Source organism: Longimicrobiales bacterium, from assembly GCA_028823235.1.
Classification (GTDB): domain Bacteria; phylum Gemmatimonadota; class Gemmatimonadetes; order Longimicrobiales; family Gaopeijiaceae; genus UBA2589.
Genome location: JAPKBW010000005.1, coordinates 1 through 18517 on the forward strand (window position 1 = coordinate 1; position 18517 = coordinate 18517).

Consider the following 18517-nt stretch of genomic DNA (forward strand, 5'->3'; position numbering starts at 1 on the left):
CGCGTCGGCACCCCGGACGATGTCGTGGCCGCCGTGCTCTACCTGATCGAGGCCAACTTCGTCACAGGCCAGATCCTGCCGGTTGCTGGCGGACGTTTGCTGTAACGACCCCGCCCGTCAGTCTGCGGCGGCGACCGTCTCTTCCGCGTGCGCGGCGGCACCACCGTGTGCGAGCCATCGCTCTGCTTCGAGAGCCGCCATACATCCGGTGCCCGCAGCGGTGACCGCCTGACGGTAGTAGTCGTCCATGACGTCGCCGGCGGCAAAGATGCCGGGGACCGAGGTCTCGGTGCGCCAAGAAACGGGCGTTCGCACATATCCGTTGTCCTTCAGGTCGACCACACCCTGAAGAAAACCGGTGTTGGGTGAGTGCCCGATCGCGACGAACAGCCCACCCACATCGAGGTCCCGCTTCTCGCCGGTCGTCGTGTCTTCGAGTTGCAACCCGGTGATCACGTCATCGCCGTAGACATCGGTGACAACGGTGTTCCAGGCGAACGTGATCTTCTCACTCTCCTGAGCCCGCTCGGCCATGATTCGGGAGGCGCGCAGTTCGTCACGACGCACGACGACGACGACCTCTTTGGCAAATTTCGTCAGGTAGAGCGCATCCTCCATAGCGGTATCGCCACCACCGATCACCGCGAGCACCTGCTCTCGGAAGTGAGGTAGAGCTCCGTCACAAACGGCGCATGCGCTCACACCACCACCCGATTGCGCGAGTCGCTCCTCGTTGGGCAGCCCGAGCCAGTTCGCGTTCGCACCCGTCGCGAGGATCACCGTGTCGGCGAGGATCTCGGTGCCCTCGCTCGTGACGAGCCGGAACGGATGCTGGTTCGGATCTACCTCGACCACATCCTCCGTGAGCACGCGTGTGCCGAAACCGAGGGCTTGTTCCTTCATCTCCATCATGAGGGCCTGGCCATCGACACCCTCTCGGAAGCCAGGATAGTTCTCGACCTCTGTCGTGAACATGAGCTGCCCGCCGGGGATCATAGTTCGGCTGATCCCGCCCTCGACAACAAAGGGATCCATTTCCGCACGCGCGGCATAGATCGCTGCCGTCCATCCTGCAGGCCCCGACCCGATAATGACGACTCGCTCGTGCTGAACGGCTCCGTTCTCCGACATGTGATCCCTGTCCCTGTCCGGTGTCAGTCTTCTTTGAACACTTTCATGTTCGTCGAATGCCCCGGGTTCACCCGGGCGCTCGGGTCGACGAAATGCACTGCGTTGTTGACTGCGACCGCAGCCTCAGCAAAACCCGTCGCGATGAGGTCGAGTTTCCCCTCGTAGTTGACCAGGTCACCCGCCCCGAATACACCGGCCACCGAAGTCGCCATCAAGGCACTCACCTGGATGCGGTTCTTCTTGACCTCGAGTCCCCAGTTCTTGATTGGACCGAGGTCAGGCTTGAAGCCCAGACACGAGAGTACCTGGTCACACTCCAGCACGAGGTCCTCGTCCGTCCGGTTGTCAAAGACCGTGAGGCGTTCAACTCGGTCACTGCCGTCAATGGCCCGCACCTCGTAAAAAGTCTTGAGGTCGATCTCTCCAGCGGCAGCCGCTTCCTCGACCTGCGTGACCGTTGCGGCGTGTGCGCGCCAGCCGTCTCGCCGATGCACGAGCGTCATCGACGCGGCCATGTCCTTCAGCATCATTACGAAGTCCATGGCGCTATCTCCACCACCGACGACGACGACGTGCTTGTCACGGAACGCTTCGGGGTCCTTCACGGCGTACTCGACCCCGGCGTGCATGAACTGCTCGTATCCGTCGCACTTCAAGGGCATGGGCTCAAAGGCACCCTTCCCTCCGGCGATCACGACGGTCCGCGTCCGGTAGACCCCTCCGCTGCAACGCAGCTCAAAGTGGTTCCCCATCCATTCGAGATCCTGAACCTGCTCGTCGAGAACGACTTCCGGATCGAACTGGAGGGCTTGCTCAACCAGACTGCTCACGAGGTCCTTGGCGAGAACCTTGGGGAAGCCACCCACGTCATGGATGTACTTCTCCGGATAGAGAGCAGTCAGCTGTCCCCCCAAGTCCGGCAGCGAATCGACGATGCGACACGAGGATCCTCGCATGCCTGCGTAGAACGCGGCGAAGAGGCCCGTCGGGCCCCCGCCGATAATCGTGATATCCCTAATGTCGTCAGCCATTGCGGCCTGCAATCGTGGGTGCGTCGGCCCTAGACATCGGCCGCCGGAAGACCAGAAGTTTAACCGCTCGGAAGGGCCGAGCAACGGGGATCAACCCGACTCGGCCGACCCCTCTCCACGATAGAAGTCCGAGTCCCGGTAGAGCTCGATTGCATAACCCAAAAGCAGTTTCAGGATCGCGGCGGCTGGGACCGCAACCAGCAGTCCCACAACACCGAAAAAATACCCACCGACCGTCATCGCAAGGACCATCCATACCGTGTGAATGCCTACGGAGTCACCCACAACCCTGGGAGAAATCACGGATTGATCCAGGATTTGAATCGTCCCGAAGACGACTCCGACCTTAAGCAAGGACACCAGCACGTTCCCACTGACCAGCGCGATGAAGATCGCGGGGACAAGCGTGAAGACGACGCCGAGATACGGGACCACAGAGAAGACCCCGGCGACGAGACCCAGAGACGCCGCATATGGAAAACTCAGCAGCGCGAAGCCGATTCCAGTCAGGCAACCGATGATCGCAGCCACAGTAAGCTGCCCCCGGAGATATCTCGACACCAGCACGTCACATGCGGACCCGAAGTTCACGACCTGGTCACGGGAGTCGACGGGGATCAGGTCGACCATCCGCTCCTTGAGTCGATCCCAGTCACGAATCAGGTAGTAGGAGAGCACCGGGGTCAGCACGAGGTAGCCGACAACGGTCATGACCGATCCAAGGCCCCGCCCCAAGCCCAGGACGCCTCCCCAGACGTAGGCCGTGAATGCTGACTGACGCTCCTGGAGAAACTCAACCACCGCGTCCGCATCGAGCTGGCGCAACTGGGCTACTACTTCGGCACCATCGAAGAACGGCACGTCCAGTCCCAGCAGTCGCCCCTGGCTCCTTTCGAACCATTCACCAACGCGCTCGATGAGCACCGGAACGGACCCTAGAATCTCCCTGCCATGCTCGAACGCTGCCGGCACAAACACGAAGAGGAGCAGGCAGATAATCCCAATGGACGGCAGGATGAGCGACAACACCGCAATTCCGCGTGCGAGCCCCCGTCGCTCCAGCTTATCGACGAGCGGGTCGAGAACGTATGCGAGCACAACGGAAAGGACGAACGGTGAGAGTGTCGATCCGATGTTCGACAGAATCCAGAACAGCGTGAGGACCGCAGCAATCCCGAGGAGCGCCATGTGGCCCGGACGGCCTCGAAACGGAAGCAGAACCGCCCACAGCAACACAAAAAGGAGGACCGGATTCAGAATCGTCAAAGTCTCAAGCAGGAAGAAGCCCATGACAACCACAACGCCGGTGGCTTGAACCACTCTCCAGACGCTGAACTCCCCTCGCTCAGTCATGACACGCCTTCAATACGCAGTTTCGTCCGAGGTTTCGTCGAATCAGTCATGACACGCTCTCAATCCGCAGTTTCGTCCGAGGTTTCTTCCAACAGGAGCTGATGGGCAATCTGTATGACTTCACTTGCGTTTTCGTATGAGATTCGCTGGTGTGCCATGTGCAGGGGTACCCACTCACATTCCGTGATCCCTTCTCTTGTCTCCGGCACCGGCTCACCCGTGTCCGAGTACATGAGAAAGAAGGTGGTGTACTTGTGAACCTTTCGCCCCCGTGCCCGAAAGTGCCAGTCGATGGTCACCAGCTCTTCCGACGGCCTCAGGTCGGTGAGTCCCGTCTCCTCCGTCACTTCTCGAACCGCCGCCTGTTCAGGGGTCTCCTCGCCTTCCACATGCCCCTTCGGAAGTCCCCATTTCTTGTATGGGTCAAGGATGATCAGGACGTGCCGAACCCCTTCGATCATCCTTATCACAACGCCACCCGCGCTGGTTTCGATGGTCGTGGGTTGCGGCTGTGCGCCACGCTCACGTGCGGATTCGGGTCGGGCCATGGGAGGGAGCGGAGGTAGTTATAGGGAGCCTGTGCGAGTGCCTGCAGCTATTCGTCCGGCACATCCTCACTCTCAAGCGTGAATTCCACTTCTTCGAATCGCCCGGTCTCGCCGAGTACTTCGTACGTGATTCGGATTCGCTTCACGGCAGACCGCTGATCAGTCAGAGCGACTTCAAAGTCGACCGCCTGGTCGGACGAGAGAACGCGCGTGCGAATCCTGTCTCCGCGTGCCGCTTCCGGGCCCGTGGCCGGATTTCGGAACAACGTCTTTGTCGACTGTCTACCCGACTCCAGCTGGCGTGTCACCTTCACACGCTTCAACCAGTCGGGCTGATAGCTGATGCCATACTCGAAGCCACGCTGGTCGGCCCCGGTCCCCTCTCGGTTGTGTCTTGCCACGCCTGTCCCCTTCGAGCAGTGTCTTCATCACCTCGCGAACACTCCGCACAGGAATCGAGAAAAACCTGTGTCTTTGAATGTTTTTATCAGGTATCACAATGTCAAGAATTTTCACCTCACGGGTGGCATAAAAGCTTTTAACACTTAGACAAATCGGAGTCACGCCTGACGCGTTTTCCGTAATTACAGGTCGATTGGGACCAAGACAAAACAGGCTACAAAAACGAGAATTAGCACCCAGGCCAGGCCCGAGCGGACCCGACCCAGTCCTGGCTCGGGCTGCAGAACGGGTGGATGAACCACTTTTCCGCGGTGGAGGAAAAAGACCAGCACCGCCCATGCCCACCATCCCCACCATCCCGTGCCCAGCACGACTAGGATGCCCAGGAAAAGACGAGCCAGTCGCCCGTGTTTCGCCGGCGTCAACGCATACAACACGTGGCCGCCATCGAGTTGACCCAAAGGGAGAAGGTTCAGCGCAGTGACGAACAACCCGAGCCAGCCAGCGAGGGCGAGGGGATGCAAGAGGATCGCGGCCTCACCAACCGGGCCCGGACCAAACCAAGTAGTGAGCACATGCGTCAAGCCTCCGTTACCGAGCCATATGGGCTGTCCGGTAAAACGGACGACGAAGGGACTGGCGATCGAAGCCGGGACAGGCACAGTCCGCGACAGGCCCAACCCTGCGATGAACAAGGGCACCGACACAATGAATGAGGCAAACGGGCCCGACGCACCAATATCGAACAGGATCGATCTTCGAACGCTTGGCCCCCGGAGACGGATAAAAGCTCCGAGACTCCCGATGACCGATAGATACGGCGGGCACGGGATGAAGTACGGGAGGGTCGCCCGAACACCGTGGTATCGAGCGGCGCACCAGTGTCCCATTTCGTGAGCCAGAAGAACCGTGAGGAAAGGGATCGCGAACGCGGCGCCTCTCCAAAGGCGAGAGAGATCAAGACCAGTCGGATAGGGGAGCTGAAACGATCCCAGTTCGAACAAGTGCGTCCGGAAGGGATCGGCACCCGTCATCATAGCCCCGGACCCGAGAGTGGTGATCAGCGTCACGAACAAGAGCAACGCATGAACCCACGGAAATTTCCACGGCTCATTCTTCAACTGATAGACCAGCACGACCTCTGTACCGCCCGCCGTCTTCGAGATATACGCTCGAGCTGGCCACTGTCGTAAGACCTGGGCGACCTCAGGAGAATCGGAGCCAAATCCAGGCTTCAGGCGACCCTCCAGCACGGTGTCGTGCGGGAGCGAAAGCACCCGGTAGTCTTCCAGAAGCGACAGCCAAACCTCGGGATCAGCCTTGACCCCCTTTTCAGCCGCCATTAATCGTTCCTAGCAACGAATTCGTTCATTCTAACGAAGCCCCCCGACCGCGCGATCCCGTCAGCTCGTCCGAGCGACACGTGCGGGAGCCCCTCGTGGACATCGCTGAACTCAAGAGTAAGAACGTCGGAGAGCTGCACGATCTGGCTGAGGAGTTGAACCTCAGCTCGTTCACAGGCCTCCGCAAGCAGGATCTTCTATTGAAGATCGAGCAAGCCATGCTCGATCGCGGAGAGAGGCTCACGGCCGAGGGCGTCCTCCAGCTGTTGCCGGAAGGGTATGGGTTCCTGCGCTCGCAGGCGTGGAACTATATCAACAGCCCGGACGACATCTACGTCAGTCCCTCCCAGATGAAGCGGTTCAATCTGAGAACGGGCGATACGCTGATCGGCGAGGTGCGGCCGCCGAAAAAGGGCGAGCGCTACATCGCCCTGCTTCAGGTCGACTCCATCAACGGTCTCGACCCCGAAAAGACCAGCGACCGTGGGGAGTTCGACAGCCTCAGGCCGATGTACCCGGAGAAGCGACTGAATCTCGAAGTACCCGGTTCCGAAGGGTCGATCCCGATGCGAATGGTCGACCTGATCGCACCCATTGGGGAAGGCCAGCGCGGCCTGATCGTCTCGCCGCCGAAAGCCGGAAAGACAACGATCCTTCGACAGATGGCCAACGCCATCGCTACGAACTCTCCGGACGTCCACCTGATCGTCCTGCTCATCGACGAGCGGCCGGAAGAGGTGACGGAGATGAAAGAGAGCGTGAACGGTGAAGTGATCGCGTCCACCTTCGACGAACCTGCGCAGAGGCACGTACAGGTCGCAGACATGGTCCTCGAAAAGGCCAAGCGACTGGTTGAGCACGGCAAGGATGTAGTGATCCTGCTCGATTCGATCACGCGACTGGCGCGAGCTTACAATTCGATCATCAAGCACTCGGGTCGAATCATGTCCGGCGGCGTCGACGCCAAGGCCATGCAGCGCCCCAAGAAATTCTTCGGCGCTGCGAGGAATATCCAAGACGGGGGGTCACTGACGATCGTTGCGACCGCGCTGATCGACACCGGAAGTCGAATGGACGAGGTGATCTTCGAGGAGTTCAAGGGCACCGGAAACATGGAGCTCGTCCTCGACCGGGAGATATCCGACCGGAGGATCTGGCCAGCGATCAACCTCAACCGTTCGAGCACGCGAAAGGAAGAACTTCTCTTGAGTGACGTTGAGCTCAACCGCGTCTTCCTGCTTCGGAACTTCCTCGCCCACATGGATCCAGTCGAAGCGATGGAGTTCCTGATCGAGCGGATGCAGCTGTCGGAAACGAACGCCGAGTTCCTCGACGACATGACGCGAGGCGTCTAGTCGTCGATTACTCCTTCGTAGCGCGGATTCAAGACCAGATCATCTCCATCGAAGACCTTTCGGTCCCACGGAAGGATGACATTCGCATCCATGGTCAGAGCTGAGTAATCAGGCTGATAACCCGTCGTGCGCACAAACGACGTTGCCGTGCGCACCTCTTCCGGATGGACATCACGCGCGGCTGCCTGGGCCAGCCTAAGGGTATCTCCCGAAGTCGTGATTTCTTCCCAATAAGGAAGCGTCGCCCGCCAGCCTCACGCGGAGCCGCACTCATGATCTCCGGTCGCTCACGAACAATTCCATCGCCGTCTCGGCGGAAAATTCTTAGAAGTAGAAGTCGACGCGCAAAATCGACACAACTACTGCCGCCGGAATCACGCCGGCGCGAGCGATCCCCACGATGATCTCTGGGTCTTAGTCTCGAGGGACTTTCAGCGCGAGAGCCCAGCACAATTCGCTGAACATCGCCCACTCGACCTCGATGCGTTCGTTCGCCGTCACTTCGGCCTAGCCGAAAGCACGTGGATAATCCATGACTCAACCCACCAAGGGATTCCAGCCGGGATACTATGCGGCGCGTTGACGCTCCGTGCATACGTCGCAACTCTTTGAGCCATGCCCGACGACGTAACGAAACAGGCCGACCAGATCCTCCAGGCAGCCCTCGAGGCGACGGGAGCCCGCGATCCCCGCGAATTCTATCGCGACCGGCTCCAGGAGCTCAAGCAAGCGAACCCCGACGGCTACAGGGAGGCAGTCGCCTACTATCGGGAGAGGCTCCTTCCCAGCATCGCCAAGGGCACCGCTCCAGCCTTGGAAGCGTGGACCGAGTACGGTCGGCGACTGGCCGAGGCCGTGACGCCGGGACGGACCGTATCGGTAGACGACACGGGCCTCGCTCACGAATACGAAGATCCCGACCTGGACCGGCTCCACCTGCATATCCCTTCAGGCAAGGGCCGAGCCCTTCTCGTCGGACTCCCACCCAACCTCTCCGCCGCCCAGCGAGCGACGTATGACGTGCTCGTTGCCGGAAAGCAGAAATTTAAGAAGTAGGTCGTTCCAGCGGGGTCAATCCTCGACCATATAAGCGATGCCCCACGCCCCGACTCCGAGGTGCGTGGCGATGACGGGCGTCGCCGGGGCAGAAAGAATCTCCACCCTATCACCGTATTCGGACCGAATCCGGTCCGACATTTCGGCCACGATCTCCGGCATCCCGACGTGAACCACCCCGAACCGCACCTTCTCTGTGCCAGTAGGGATCTTCGTTCGGAGTACGCGTAGCATTTCACCACGCGCACGCCGAACTCCGAAGGCCTTCCCGAACGGGACGACTCGTCCCTCAGCCGACATGCCCATTATCGGCTTCACTCCCAGAAAACGTCCGACGAAGGCCTTACCTCGACCAACCCGACCAGATGCGATCAGGCGCTCGAACGAACGAACCGTGAAGAGAATTCCCGAGTGGGTCCGGATGCGCCCTAGCTCCTCAACGATCTCGTCGAGAGAACGACCCGCCTCCGCCAGTTCCGAGGCCTTCAACACTAGGAGGCCGAGCAGGAGCGAGGCCCCCAGTGAGTCCACGACTCGGAGTGGCACTGCGTCGAAGCGTTCGGCAGCCGCCTCAGCCGAAGTCACGGTACCCGACAGTGTCGAGGAGAGGAAGACGCCAACCACGGCCTCCCCTTCCTCTGCGGCACGGGCCAAGCCTTCGAGAATTGCAGCCGGGGTCGGTTGGCTCGTGGTAGGTAGCGATTCGGCGGACCCGAGGCGGTCATGGAACTCGGTCGCTGAGATGTCGACTCCATCCCGATAGGTCGTATTCCCATCGACGAGGGACATAGGCACGACATTGATACCGTGTGCCCGCACGATCTCCTCGGAAAGGTCACACGCAGAGTCTGTGACCACGGCAACTGGACGGCGAGCGAGTTGTATGTGCCCTGCTCCTGCCCCGATCGCGTCGTGCTGGGCCTTCATATCTTCAGCTTTGTGGGTGACCAACGACCCGACCGTACGGAGGTAGTCGAAGACATCTTCCGGCTCATCCGTATGGATGTGCACCTTCAGAATGTCTTCCGATCGAATCACGATAAGTGAATCACCGAAGTCGCGGAGGATCTCCCGCGCGGCCTTCTGGTCAGGAAGGGCATCGCCACGGACGAGCGCCTCCGTGCAGAACTGATACTGCTCCTCCGCGCTCGGATAATCGACCAGCCCCGCAGCCGCTGCCAACCCTCCGTCCTGCTCTGCATCCGCCGCCCCGGATCCCACCGCAATCGTCACTCCTTCGACGAAAAACAGCACGCCCTCGAGCATGCTGACGAATCCCTTCGCGCCCGCATCCACCACGCCAGCCTTCTTGAGAACCGCGAGTTGATCCGGTGTTCGAGCGAGAGAGTCTCGCGCCTGCTCCACGACATGGCTGACGAGCGGTACGAAGTCGGACTCGGCGTGACCGGACGCCGCAGCTGCATCGCGCATTACGGTGAGAATCGTCCCCTCGACCGGATCCTCAATGGAATCGTAAAGCTTTTCGAATCCAGTCGTCATCGCACTAGCGAACCCAACCGAGTCCACTCGATCCTGGCCTTCGAGACTTTCCGCAAAGCCGAGGAGAAAATGCGAGAGCATCATGCCACAATTCCCACGTGCGCCGAGCACCGCGCCCTGTGCCGCTTCGTGCGCAACGATACCCACGGACCGATCCCTGACAGTGCGCAGGTGGTCGGCCACGGCCCTCACAGTGAGCGCCAGATTAGTGCCTGTGTCTCCGTCTGGAACGGGGAACACGTTGATGCGATTCAGCTCAGCGCGCTGGCGCTGCGCGTGGTCGCACGCGGCGAAAAGAGACCGCCTCAACCGTGGCCCATCAAGGTACCGTATCTGCATCGCGGTAATCTACCAAACCCCGCGGGCCGAGGCACCTGAGAGTCCTATGTTACACCCGCCCCGCGAGCTTATACTTGTGGCCTGTCGCCGCGCAGGACTTGTATTGAGCCTCCCCTAAATGCACCGCTGAACGCCTTGTCGCCTGACGCACTCTTCGGAAACTGGATGGTCGCGGTCGAGAGCCGCCGCCTTCGTCGGTGCGTCGGATCTCGACGACGCCTCGGCGAGCCAAATGACGAAAGCGTGGCGACTGGTCCAAAAGACGGCTGACATATCGCTGGCGCAGCTTACCTCAGACATCGCGGCGGAGTCCCATATTTCCGTCGTGGATCTCGACCAGACGGATCTGCAATCTGCGGTTCTGATCCCTGCAGAGGTCGCCCACAGGCGGAACGTGCTTCCAATATCCTGCACAGAGAAGAACGTCTCGCTCGCGACGGCCAACCCGCTGGGCCAAGAGACCAAGAAACAGTTCGTCTGATTCAGGGCGTATAGTGACTCTCAGTCCATCCACCGGAAAGCGTTCGTCTCTCATGCCAATACGTCTCGTTTTTCTCTGCCTTCTGTTCGTCTTTTTTGGAGGCCTGCCGGCAATCGGCACGGCCCAGGAGTCATCTGACCCACTCTTGGGGGCGAGTGCATCCGGTCAGGTCGCTACGGCGCACCCGATCCAGGTCGCCCCGGATATCGACGGGATGCTCGACGAAGCGTTTTGGGACTCCATCCCGGTCATAAGCGGCTTTCTTCAGCGCGATCCGGTTGATGGAGCCGCCGCCTCGGAGCGAACCGAGGTGCGCATCGCCTACACACCTACCGCGCTGTACTTCGGCATGACGATGTACGACTCCGAGCCCGACCTCGTTCTGGGCAACATTCTCCAGCGCGGTGGATGGATCGACAAGGACGACAACGTCCGGATTGCGATCGATACGTACCACGACGGCCGCAATGCCTACCTCTTTGAAATTGGGGCGCTAGGTGCCCAGGACGACGCCCTCATATCCGACGAAGGCGGCCAGGACTGGAACTGGGATGGGATCTACACGACCGAAGCGAGGATCACCGACGAGGGATGGGTTCTGGAGGCCGAGATCCCTTTCACGACACTGAGGTTCGACGACCCGACTTCGCCCGAGATGGGTATCGCGATGTTTCGGTCGATCCGACGGAAAAATGAGTCCGTGTACTGGCCTCACATCGGCCAGGAGTACCGGGCGGGAATCTCGCAGGTCTCCCGCTACGCCACCCTCACGGGCTTCGAGAATCTCGAGAAGGGTCGGCAGATTCAGGTAAAGCCATTCGGCATCGCGGGAGCGACCAACACCTCGGCAGACGGCACCGACACCGAGGTCGATGCCGGCCTAGACGTGAAAGCGTCGATCACATCGAATTTCACGCTCGACCTGACCTACAACACAGACTTCGCTCAGGTCGAGGTGGACAATGTTCAGATCAATCTGACCCGATTCAACCTGTTCTTTCCCGAGAAGCGAGAGTTCTTCCTGGAGCGGGCAGGGCTATTCCAGTTCGGCGCACCGAAGGAGTCTGAGGTCTTCTTCTCAAGGCAAGTCGGGCTCGACGCCGACATCGTTGGAGGGGGTCGCCTGACAGGCCAGGCAGGCCCCATCTCGATCGGAGCCATGAGCCTGCGGACCGACGACGCTCTCCCGAACGGAAACACCGATCCAAACGACCCGACCGCTGTACCCGCCGCATGGAACTCAGTCGCCCGGCTCCGTGGTGATCTGATGGGGCGAACGACGCTTGGCGGCATCGTAACGAGCAAGGAGACGACGTCCGGTCACAACCGCGTAATCGGTGCCGATATCGAGTCTCGATTTTGGACGAGCAGTTCGTTTTTGCTGTGGGGCGCGAACGTCTCTGACACCAAACACATGGAGGGTGACGGCGAATCCTACGCCGCTCAGGCCGAGCTCATTCTGCAGAACGATCTGTACATCGCAGAGATCACCCGTACAGTGACCGGCGAGGCGTTCAACCCAGCTCTTGGATTCGTGCGCCGACCGGATCAGAAACGATGGGGCGGGCAGCTCGGCTATCGGCCTCGCTTCGAGCAGAGCGAGTGGGCCCGCCAACTCTCTCTGACGGCGGGAGCGAATCACATCACGGGTATCGACGGCGCTAAACAATCTCACCTCGGCCAGTTCGTGACCAACCTTTCGTTGCAGTCCGGCGACAACACCAGCGCCACGGCCCGAGAGCGCTTCGAGAGACTGACCGAGCCGGCCTTTATCAACGGACGTGAGATTCCGGTGGGCGACTACACCTTCCGGACGGTGTCGGCCAACTTTCGTCCGAATCGCGCCCGATCGCTCGGAGTCCGCTTCAGCGGCTCCTACGGCGGCTTCTGGTCCGGGACGCGCGCCGAGATCGGGGGCGGTCTCGTCTGGATCGCAAACAAGCATCTGACTGTGGATACGAACGCGAGCTGGAACAACGTCTCCCTTCCGGTGCCCGACGGTGACTTCTCGACCACGCTCGTCAGCACCCGCCTCGAGGCTGCACTCAATCGACGGCTCTTCGCGTATGCGCTGGTCCAGTGGGACGACGTGTCCAACACACTTCAGTCGAACATCCGGATCGACTGGATTCACACACCGGGAAGCGACCTGTTTCTGGTCTTCGACACCGGGTATATCACCGGCACGCTCGACGATCCACGGGACACGCGTTGGAATCGACGGACCGGGGTGGTGAAGCTGACGTACCTGAAGGCGTTCTAGGGGGACAGACTACGCAGCCGGGGCGACGATAGCTCGAGGCTACGACAGCCCTTCGAAGACCCCCGTGGCGTGGTTCTTCTTTACACCATCCCACGCGAAGACTCGGCCGTTCATGGTGATGTATACACCGGGTGGGAGCACCTGAACGACGGCGAGTGCACCGCCCAGATTGAAGAGGCCATCTGAGCTTCCAAACGCGATAGGAATCATCGCGCCAGTCAGGACCACCGTTTTGTTCGGCACAACCTCTACGAGTGCTCGGGCCGTGTCGACCATGGTGTCGGTCCCGTGCGTGATGACGATATGTGGCTCAGGAGCGTCACGGCAATTGCTCGCGATCAGCGCACGATCCGCATCACTCATGTCGAGCGAGTCCACCATCATGAGCGTCCGAACCCGAACGTCGAGCTTCGAGCGCCCCATCTCGAGCATCTGAGGAAGATGGGTGTCGCGAAACTGTAGAGAGCCATGAATCTCGTCGTACTCTTTGTCGAACGTTCCACCCGTCACGAACAAACGAATGGCTTCGCTCATCGGAGGATCGGCGCTAAAATCGCCCGGCAGCTCGCTCTTTTCCCGGCAAGATTTCCAAACATGTGGTCCACCAACCCGTAAGAATCGTCTCGACGAATTCCTCCGGAAGCTCTTCGTCTCGCATCTCCTTGGCCAGTGCCAGATGGTCATACGCGACGGAGACGAACTCGACGTCCATGTCGCGCGCCTCGGCCTGCAGGATCGCGTACCAAACGGCCGGGCTCCCATCGTTCGCCGGCCGGCCCAGGGCACCGACGTTTACGAAAGTGCGTTGCTCGCCCCAGCTCCGATTCCAGCGCAGACCCGTATGCGTACCCACGACGACATCGGCGGAGTAATCGGTCGCCAGCTTGTCGAGAAAGTGCGTGGGCGTGGTCGACTCCCACAGGAACTCATTTGTCTGCCTGGGGCTCCCGTGGCAGGCCAGGACGTCGAGATCGCCCAGTCGAAATCGGATCTCATAGGGAAGGTTGGACATCCAGACGCGATTTTCAGGTGACGTATTGTCGAACGTGTACCGGTACGAGATCCTCGCGAAGTGATTGTCTCGCGGGTCGGTATACCCGCACTGACAGTCATCGAGGCCTCTCGCGATTGAATCGTCGTAGTTGCCCTTCACCACCTCGATGTCGTGTTCGCGCAGCAGCGGGAAGACCCGATCAGGATGTGGACCAAACGCGCCCAGATCACCCAGGCACATCATTCCGTCGACGTCACGGCCGAGCGCGTCTTCGATGGCAGCCGAGAGTGCCAGATGGTTCGAGTACACACCGCCGAAGAGCGCTATGCGCCGATAGCTTCTCACGTCTGCTCCATCGCGAAGCCAGGCATGTTCGAGCAGATCGCCCCGTTCACCCAGCACGTATAGCAGGCCTGCTCCGCAAGGCGGGCGGGCACCGCGACCGCTTCGTCGAGCGTATCCGCCAGGCGACCCGATGAGTAGTCGAGGAGAATCGGACAAGCCCAGACTCCGGTCGACGTCACCAGTCGTGCGCTCGAACAGAGCAGTAAATCGGAGGGATATTCCGCCATCATGTCGACGGTTACGGCCTCAGCCTCATCATAGGGGCGATCTCGGCTCGCCTCGGACCCGATCCGCAGCGGTGGCAGAACCTTCAAGCGCGGCCGGTCATACCCGACGTCAGCGAGTACCTGGTGGAAGTCCTGGAGCATGGGGTCAGTTTCATGATCAGGCCACGACTGCATCGTAGTGATAATTGGAAGGAAGCCCGCGGCCGCGAGCCTCCCGACGGCTGCCACGGCGCGCTCGAAAGACCCAGGGCCTCGGATCGCGTCGTTCATATCTGCAGTGACGCCATCGATACTCACTCTGAGTTCAAGCGTGTAGCGTGAGGCTCGAGAGAGTTCTGCCAGGCGATCGACGACTCTTTGCGGCAGCAACGTCGCATTGGTCAGGACGGTGGCAGGGCCAATCTGTAGCGTGTCCTCGAGAATCCCCAGCATGTCGCGGTTCATGAACGGCTCCCCACCGGTGAAGTAGTACTCCTTCACCCCCAAGCGCACCGACTCAGCGAGCGACGCAGCGACCTGGTCACGGGACATGAACCAGAACGAGTGGTTCTCGGGGGAGCACGAAATGAAGCAGTGCTGACAGCGGAGGTTGCACACCGTCCCGGACACCTGGAACCAGAGTTGGTCGAGCGCCCGCAGTTCGACTTCCGGTACGATATCGGTACCGTTTCGAGCTGCGGGTCCAGCAGGCAAAACCGCGATCGCATGATCTCCCGGTCTGACCGTCGGTAATGCCTTCGTCATAACACCCCCGTTCGTTGACGGCATCGTACGCACCGCAAGGAATCCTTGCGAGGGCGCTCCGGGTTCCGCGAGGCCACTCCGGGTTCCGCCAAGGCTACCGGGAAGTAGGTTGACCATCTACGGATCGATTCTCCCACCCCGACCGCTCCTATGCACTTCGAATCAGTGAACCCCGCGACGGGAGAGCGCTTCGCCGAGTACGCACAGGCGTCACCACCCGAGATCGAAGCTCAAATCCAGAGGGCTCATGAAGCTCATCTCGAGTGGAGGAACGTGTCCGTCGAAGCCCGCACCGACCCCCTGCGGACCCTGGCCAGGCTCCTTCGAGAGCAAAAGGAGTTACACGGTAAGCTCATGACTCGGGAGATGGGCAAACCAATCACGCAGGCGATCGCCGAGGTCGAGAAGTGTGCCCTCGTGTGTGAGTACTACGCAGACATTGCGTCCTCCGCGTTGGCACCCGTTCCGGTCGAGACTGATGCATCGATGAGCTACTGGACCTATCGGCCGCTCGGCGTCGTTCTCGGCATCATGCCGTGGAACTTTCCTTACTGGCAGGTCATTCGATTCGCCGCCCCGGCACTCACCGCTGGGAACGCTGTCCTTCTAAAGCACGCCCCGAACGTACCAGGGTGCGCGTTCAGTATCGAGCGCCTGCTCTGCGAGGCCGGCTACCCGGAAGGGTTGTTCGTGCAACTCCGGCTCGATGTCGAAAACACTGGAGAGCTCATCGACGACGCTCGCATCCAAGGCGTCAGCCTGACGGGAAGTGTACGAGCCGGACGAGCCGTGGCAGCGAGAGCGGGAGCCGCCATCAAGAAATGCGTTCTAGAGCTGGGCGGAAGCGACCCGTCGATCGTGCTGGCCGACGCGGACCTGGATGCCGCGGCTGCAAGCTGCGCAACCGGACGCTTCATCAATTCGGGTCAGAGTTGCGTCGCAGCGAAACGGTTCGTGGTGGTCGACGCGGTGCGCGAATCCTTCGAGGAGAAACTGCTTCGGGCGATGGACGCTTGGCCACTTGGTGACCCACTCGACCCCTCGACAAGGGTCGGTCCCATGGCGCGGACCGATCTGCGCGACGCGTTGCATGGCCAGGTCGAACGCTCGGTCGAGGCCGGAGCGAGACTGATCGCGGGCGGGGTCGTCCCCGAAAGGCCAGGAGGGTGGTATCCGCCGACCGTGCTCGCAGATGTGGGTCCCGGGATGCCCGCCTACTCAGAGGAGTTGTTCGGACCGGTCGCCTGCATCGTACCGGTGGCGGATGAAGCTGAGGCGATCCGGGTGGCGAATGACACGGTGTTCGGCCTGGGTGCTTCGATCTACACCACGGACGTCGAGCGGGGTGAAGTCATCGCCGCAGATCTGATCGACGCGGGCAGCTGCTTCGTGAACGGAATCGTAAAGTCGGACCCCCGCCTGCCCTTCGGCGGCACGAAGGAGAGCGGCTACGGTCGAGAACTGAGCCCCTTGGGACTCCTCGAGTTCACGAATGTGAAAACGGTCTGGGTGAAGTAACCGCTACTCGAAGCTGTCCGGTACCGCCTCGAACATATCCGCTGCCATCTCATCGGCAGACTTCATCCTGCTCATGTCCAGCTCGAAGTCGGGGTGTCCCGGCGCTTCAAGCTTCTCAAGGAGCTCGCGAATCTCCCGTGCCGACAAACCCGCTGCCTTCATTTCGTCAGTTGAGACCGAAGCGCCATCGACTACCGTGATACCGTCATCGGCTCCCTGCACGAGCTTGGAGAGGACTTCCCGCTCCACTCGAGTTACCGGCTCAGCGCCGAGGTCATAGTCAATCCAGGCTTCGTAAGAAAGCGGCGCGACTCGCTTCACCATTGCTGCAATGACCTGAGCGAACTGCTGGATCTCCCATTGAGCTCTCGTATCCACACGCAGAGACAGGAAGTGGAGGAGATTGTGCAGATCGATTTTCCAGTACCATTGAGTATACGTCGATACAGGCAGGTCGATACGGGCGATCTCACGAGCTACGTCTTCTTCGAGCATCCACCGATACGCATCCCCTGAATCTGCGCGAAGCTTCTCCCAGCGCGCCGAGGCTTCACGATACACCTCTTCGGGCGCCCCACCGTCGCGGCCCTGATTGTTCGACTTGCTCTGCAGCGAGAACTGCTCCTGGTCCGGCATATAGAAGAGAAGCGGCATCAACGAGTAACGAGCGGACAGCTCGTTGACCGAGGCGGTCCGATGCCGAATCCACTGGCGTGCTACGAACATGGGCATGGCGCAGTGGAACTTGAACTCGACCATTTCCGACGGCGTCGTGTGTTTGTGCCGTCGGAGATACCGCACAAGTCCCCGAGTCGCCGAAACCTGTCGGGTACCGAATCCGTAACTCACCCGAGCCGCTCGCTCGACGTCTTCATCGGATCCCATGTAATCCACCAGCGACACGAAGCCGTGGTCGAGAACGGGGAAATATCCGCCGAGAATCTCCTCGGCCGCCGGGCTGGTGGGTCTCTTCGTTTCCATGACTATTCGTTCGAGGGTCTCTGGCTGATGCAGAATATACACACGGTGGCCAGCTCCGCTCTCATGCCGGCTCTAGGCCCCATGCTTGGAGGAAATCCTCCGGCTCGACGCCCAGGCCATCGGCCACTCGGGTGATATAGTTGAAGTAGCCGATGACCTGTGTCGCGTCATGAATCGCGCGGTCATCGAGCCCGAGTGAGCGGAGTTCGTCGATGTCTGGCTGGCCCGCGTCCTGTTGGTGGTGGGTCAGCTTCTCCGCATAGCGGCACAGTGCTTCTTCCGCCGCGCCCAGATCAGCAGTTCGCCAATCGCGAGTGACTGCGTGCACGAAAACATCCCGCTCCGAATCAGTCGCAAACAACTCCTCGACCTCTTCCCGGAGGTCATGCGCATGCGCCTGAGTTCAGTAAAAGCAGTCGTTCGCTTTCGAGGTAACGACCGCGAGCAGCTCTCTCTGCCAGCGCGTGAGCGGCGACGTCCCGAACATGATCGCGGCGTAGAACTTCATCGACGCATCCATCGCCGGGGGGTTCTGGCTCATTATGTGGACGATGTGCCAGATTCGACCCGCGCGTTCGAGCGCCTGATCGAAGAGCTTCTTGAGAAGGCCGGAAGCCTCCCCCACAGGGACCTGTTCGATGTAGGGCATGGCGGAACGTAGGGCGCGGAAAAGGCCGCGCCACCCTGAGAAAGGGTGACTCGGCCTAAGTACTCATGGGCCGTCGTCTGTCAGCCCGCCTGAGCCACATGTGAAGGCTCACGGCTGATTGTTTGGATGCGGGCTCCTGCGCGAGGTTCACGATCGCACGCTCGACGACGACGGCCGCGTCGATGCCACCTTCAGCTAGGGTCACGGGGCTTTCCACTCCGCAGCCTTGCAACCCCGCGGGGACCGCCAGAAGAGTG

The 18517-nt window shown here is 60.6% G+C and carries 19 protein-coding genes; 5 read left to right on the plus strand and 14 right to left on the minus strand.

Going from position 1 to position 18517, the window contains the following annotated elements; genetic code table 11:
* Positions 1-117: 117 nt before the first annotated feature.
* The 6 genes from trxB to OSA81_03845 all read right to left on the minus strand — a co-directional run bounded on the left by trxB (position 118) and on the right by OSA81_03845 (position 5808).
* Positions 118-1131 (minus strand): thioredoxin-disulfide reductase, encoded by a 1014-nt coding sequence (trxB, locus tag OSA81_03820; protein MDE0898121.1) that lies wholly within the window; start codon positions 1129-1131, stop codon positions 118-120.
* Between the two features lie 23 nt (positions 1132-1154).
* Positions 1155-2162: an NAD(P)/FAD-dependent oxidoreductase gene (locus tag OSA81_03825; GenBank protein ID MDE0898122.1), complete on the minus strand. Its 1008-nt coding sequence runs from the start codon at positions 2160-2162 to the stop codon at positions 1155-1157.
* A 90-nt stretch (positions 2163-2252) separates the two neighbouring features.
* The gene (locus OSA81_03830; GenBank protein MDE0898123.1) at positions 2253-3515 is read right to left on the minus strand and encodes an AI-2E family transporter; all 1263 of its coding nucleotides are present in this window, start codon (positions 3513-3515) and stop codon (positions 2253-2255) included.
* A 59-nt stretch (positions 3516-3574) separates the two neighbouring features.
* Positions 3575-4063, minus strand: coding sequence for an NUDIX domain-containing protein (locus OSA81_03835; GenBank protein MDE0898124.1), 489 nt, complete (start codon positions 4061-4063; stop codon positions 3575-3577).
* 47 nt (positions 4064-4110) lie between these two features.
* On the minus strand, positions 4111-4464 hold the full coding sequence (locus tag OSA81_03840; protein MDE0898125.1) for a hypothetical protein: 354 nt from the start codon (positions 4462-4464) through the stop codon (positions 4111-4113).
* Between the two features lie 183 nt (positions 4465-4647).
* Positions 4648-5808 (minus strand): site-2 protease family protein, encoded by a 1161-nt coding sequence (locus OSA81_03845; protein MDE0898126.1) that lies wholly within the window; start codon positions 5806-5808, stop codon positions 4648-4650.
* Between the two features lie 95 nt (positions 5809-5903).
* On the opposite strand from OSA81_03845, the gene rho reads away from it, so the two are divergent.
* Positions 5904-7163, plus strand: coding sequence for a transcription termination factor Rho (rho, locus tag OSA81_03850; GenBank protein MDE0898127.1), 1260 nt, complete (start codon positions 5904-5906; stop codon positions 7161-7163).
* Here the strand turns inward: rho and OSA81_03855 are convergent.
* Positions 7160-7318 (minus strand): hypothetical protein, encoded by a 159-nt coding sequence (locus OSA81_03855; GenBank protein MDE0898128.1) that lies wholly within the window; start codon positions 7316-7318, stop codon positions 7160-7162. The two genes, rho and OSA81_03855, sit on opposite strands and share 4 nt — an antisense overlap.
* A 460-nt stretch (positions 7319-7778) precedes the next feature.
* Here OSA81_03855 and OSA81_03860 point away from each other — a divergent pair, with 460 nt between their 5' ends.
* Positions 7779-8219 (plus strand): hypothetical protein, encoded by a 441-nt coding sequence (locus OSA81_03860; GenBank protein ID MDE0898129.1) that lies wholly within the window; start codon positions 7779-7781, stop codon positions 8217-8219.
* Between the two features lie 15 nt (positions 8220-8234).
* On the opposite strand, the gene OSA81_03865 is transcribed toward OSA81_03860, so the two are convergent.
* Positions 8235-10028, minus strand: a complete 1794-nt coding sequence (locus OSA81_03865) for a DegV family EDD domain-containing protein (GenBank protein ID MDE0898130.1) — start codon at positions 10026-10028, stop codon at positions 8235-8237.
* 262 nt (positions 10029-10290) lie between these two features.
* On the opposite strand from OSA81_03865, the gene OSA81_03870 reads away from it, so the two are divergent.
* The gene (locus OSA81_03870) at positions 10291-10539 is read left to right on the plus strand and encodes a hypothetical protein (protein ID MDE0898131.1); all 249 of its coding nucleotides are present in this window, start codon (positions 10291-10293) and stop codon (positions 10537-10539) included.
* Between the two features lie 52 nt (positions 10540-10591).
* A complete protein-coding gene (locus tag OSA81_03875) occupies positions 10592-12802 on the plus strand; it encodes a DUF5916 domain-containing protein (protein MDE0898132.1) in 2211 nt (736 codons plus the stop codon).
* Between the two features lie 39 nt (positions 12803-12841).
* Here the strand turns inward: OSA81_03875 and OSA81_03880 are convergent, their stop codons facing one another.
* From OSA81_03880 to OSA81_03890, 3 genes are read right to left on the minus strand one after another with little or no spacing between them, the layout of a single operon-like run.
* Positions 12842-13336 carry an asparaginase domain-containing protein gene (locus OSA81_03880; protein MDE0898133.1) on the minus strand — a complete coding sequence of 165 codons (495 nt, stop codon included), beginning with the start codon at positions 13334-13336 and terminating at the stop codon, positions 12842-12844.
* A 13-nt stretch (positions 13337-13349) separates the two neighbouring features.
* Positions 13350-14141, minus strand: a complete 792-nt coding sequence (locus OSA81_03885) for a metallophosphoesterase family protein (GenBank protein ID MDE0898134.1) — start codon at positions 14139-14141, stop codon at positions 13350-13352.
* Complete coding sequence (locus tag OSA81_03890; protein MDE0898135.1) at positions 14138-15112, minus strand: radical SAM protein; 975 nt, start codon at positions 15110-15112, stop codon at positions 14138-14140. Before OSA81_03890 ends, OSA81_03885 begins: the two co-directional genes overlap by 4 nt.
* 150 nt (positions 15113-15262) lie before the next feature.
* Here OSA81_03890 and OSA81_03895 point away from each other — a divergent pair, with 150 nt between their 5' ends.
* Complete coding sequence (locus OSA81_03895) at positions 15263-16630, plus strand: NAD-dependent succinate-semialdehyde dehydrogenase (GenBank protein MDE0898136.1); 1368 nt, start codon at positions 15263-15265, stop codon at positions 16628-16630.
* A 3-nt stretch (positions 16631-16633) separates the two neighbouring features.
* Here the strand turns inward: OSA81_03895 and thyX are convergent, their stop codons facing one another.
* From thyX to OSA81_03910, 3 genes are all read right to left on the minus strand, one after another.
* Positions 16634-17611 (minus strand): FAD-dependent thymidylate synthase, encoded by a 978-nt coding sequence (gene thyX, locus OSA81_03900; GenBank protein ID MDE0898137.1) that lies wholly within the window; start codon positions 17609-17611, stop codon positions 16634-16636.
* A 61-nt stretch (positions 17612-17672) separates the two neighbouring features.
* Entirely contained in the window at positions 17673-17939 is a 267-nt protein-coding gene (locus OSA81_03905; GenBank protein ID MDE0898138.1) for a hypothetical protein, read from the minus strand.
* A gap of 75 nt (positions 17940-18014) precedes the next feature.
* Positions 18015-18260: a hypothetical protein gene (locus tag OSA81_03910; GenBank protein MDE0898139.1), complete on the minus strand. Its 246-nt coding sequence runs from the start codon at positions 18258-18260 to the stop codon at positions 18015-18017.
* Positions 18261-18517: the final 257 nt, after the last annotated feature.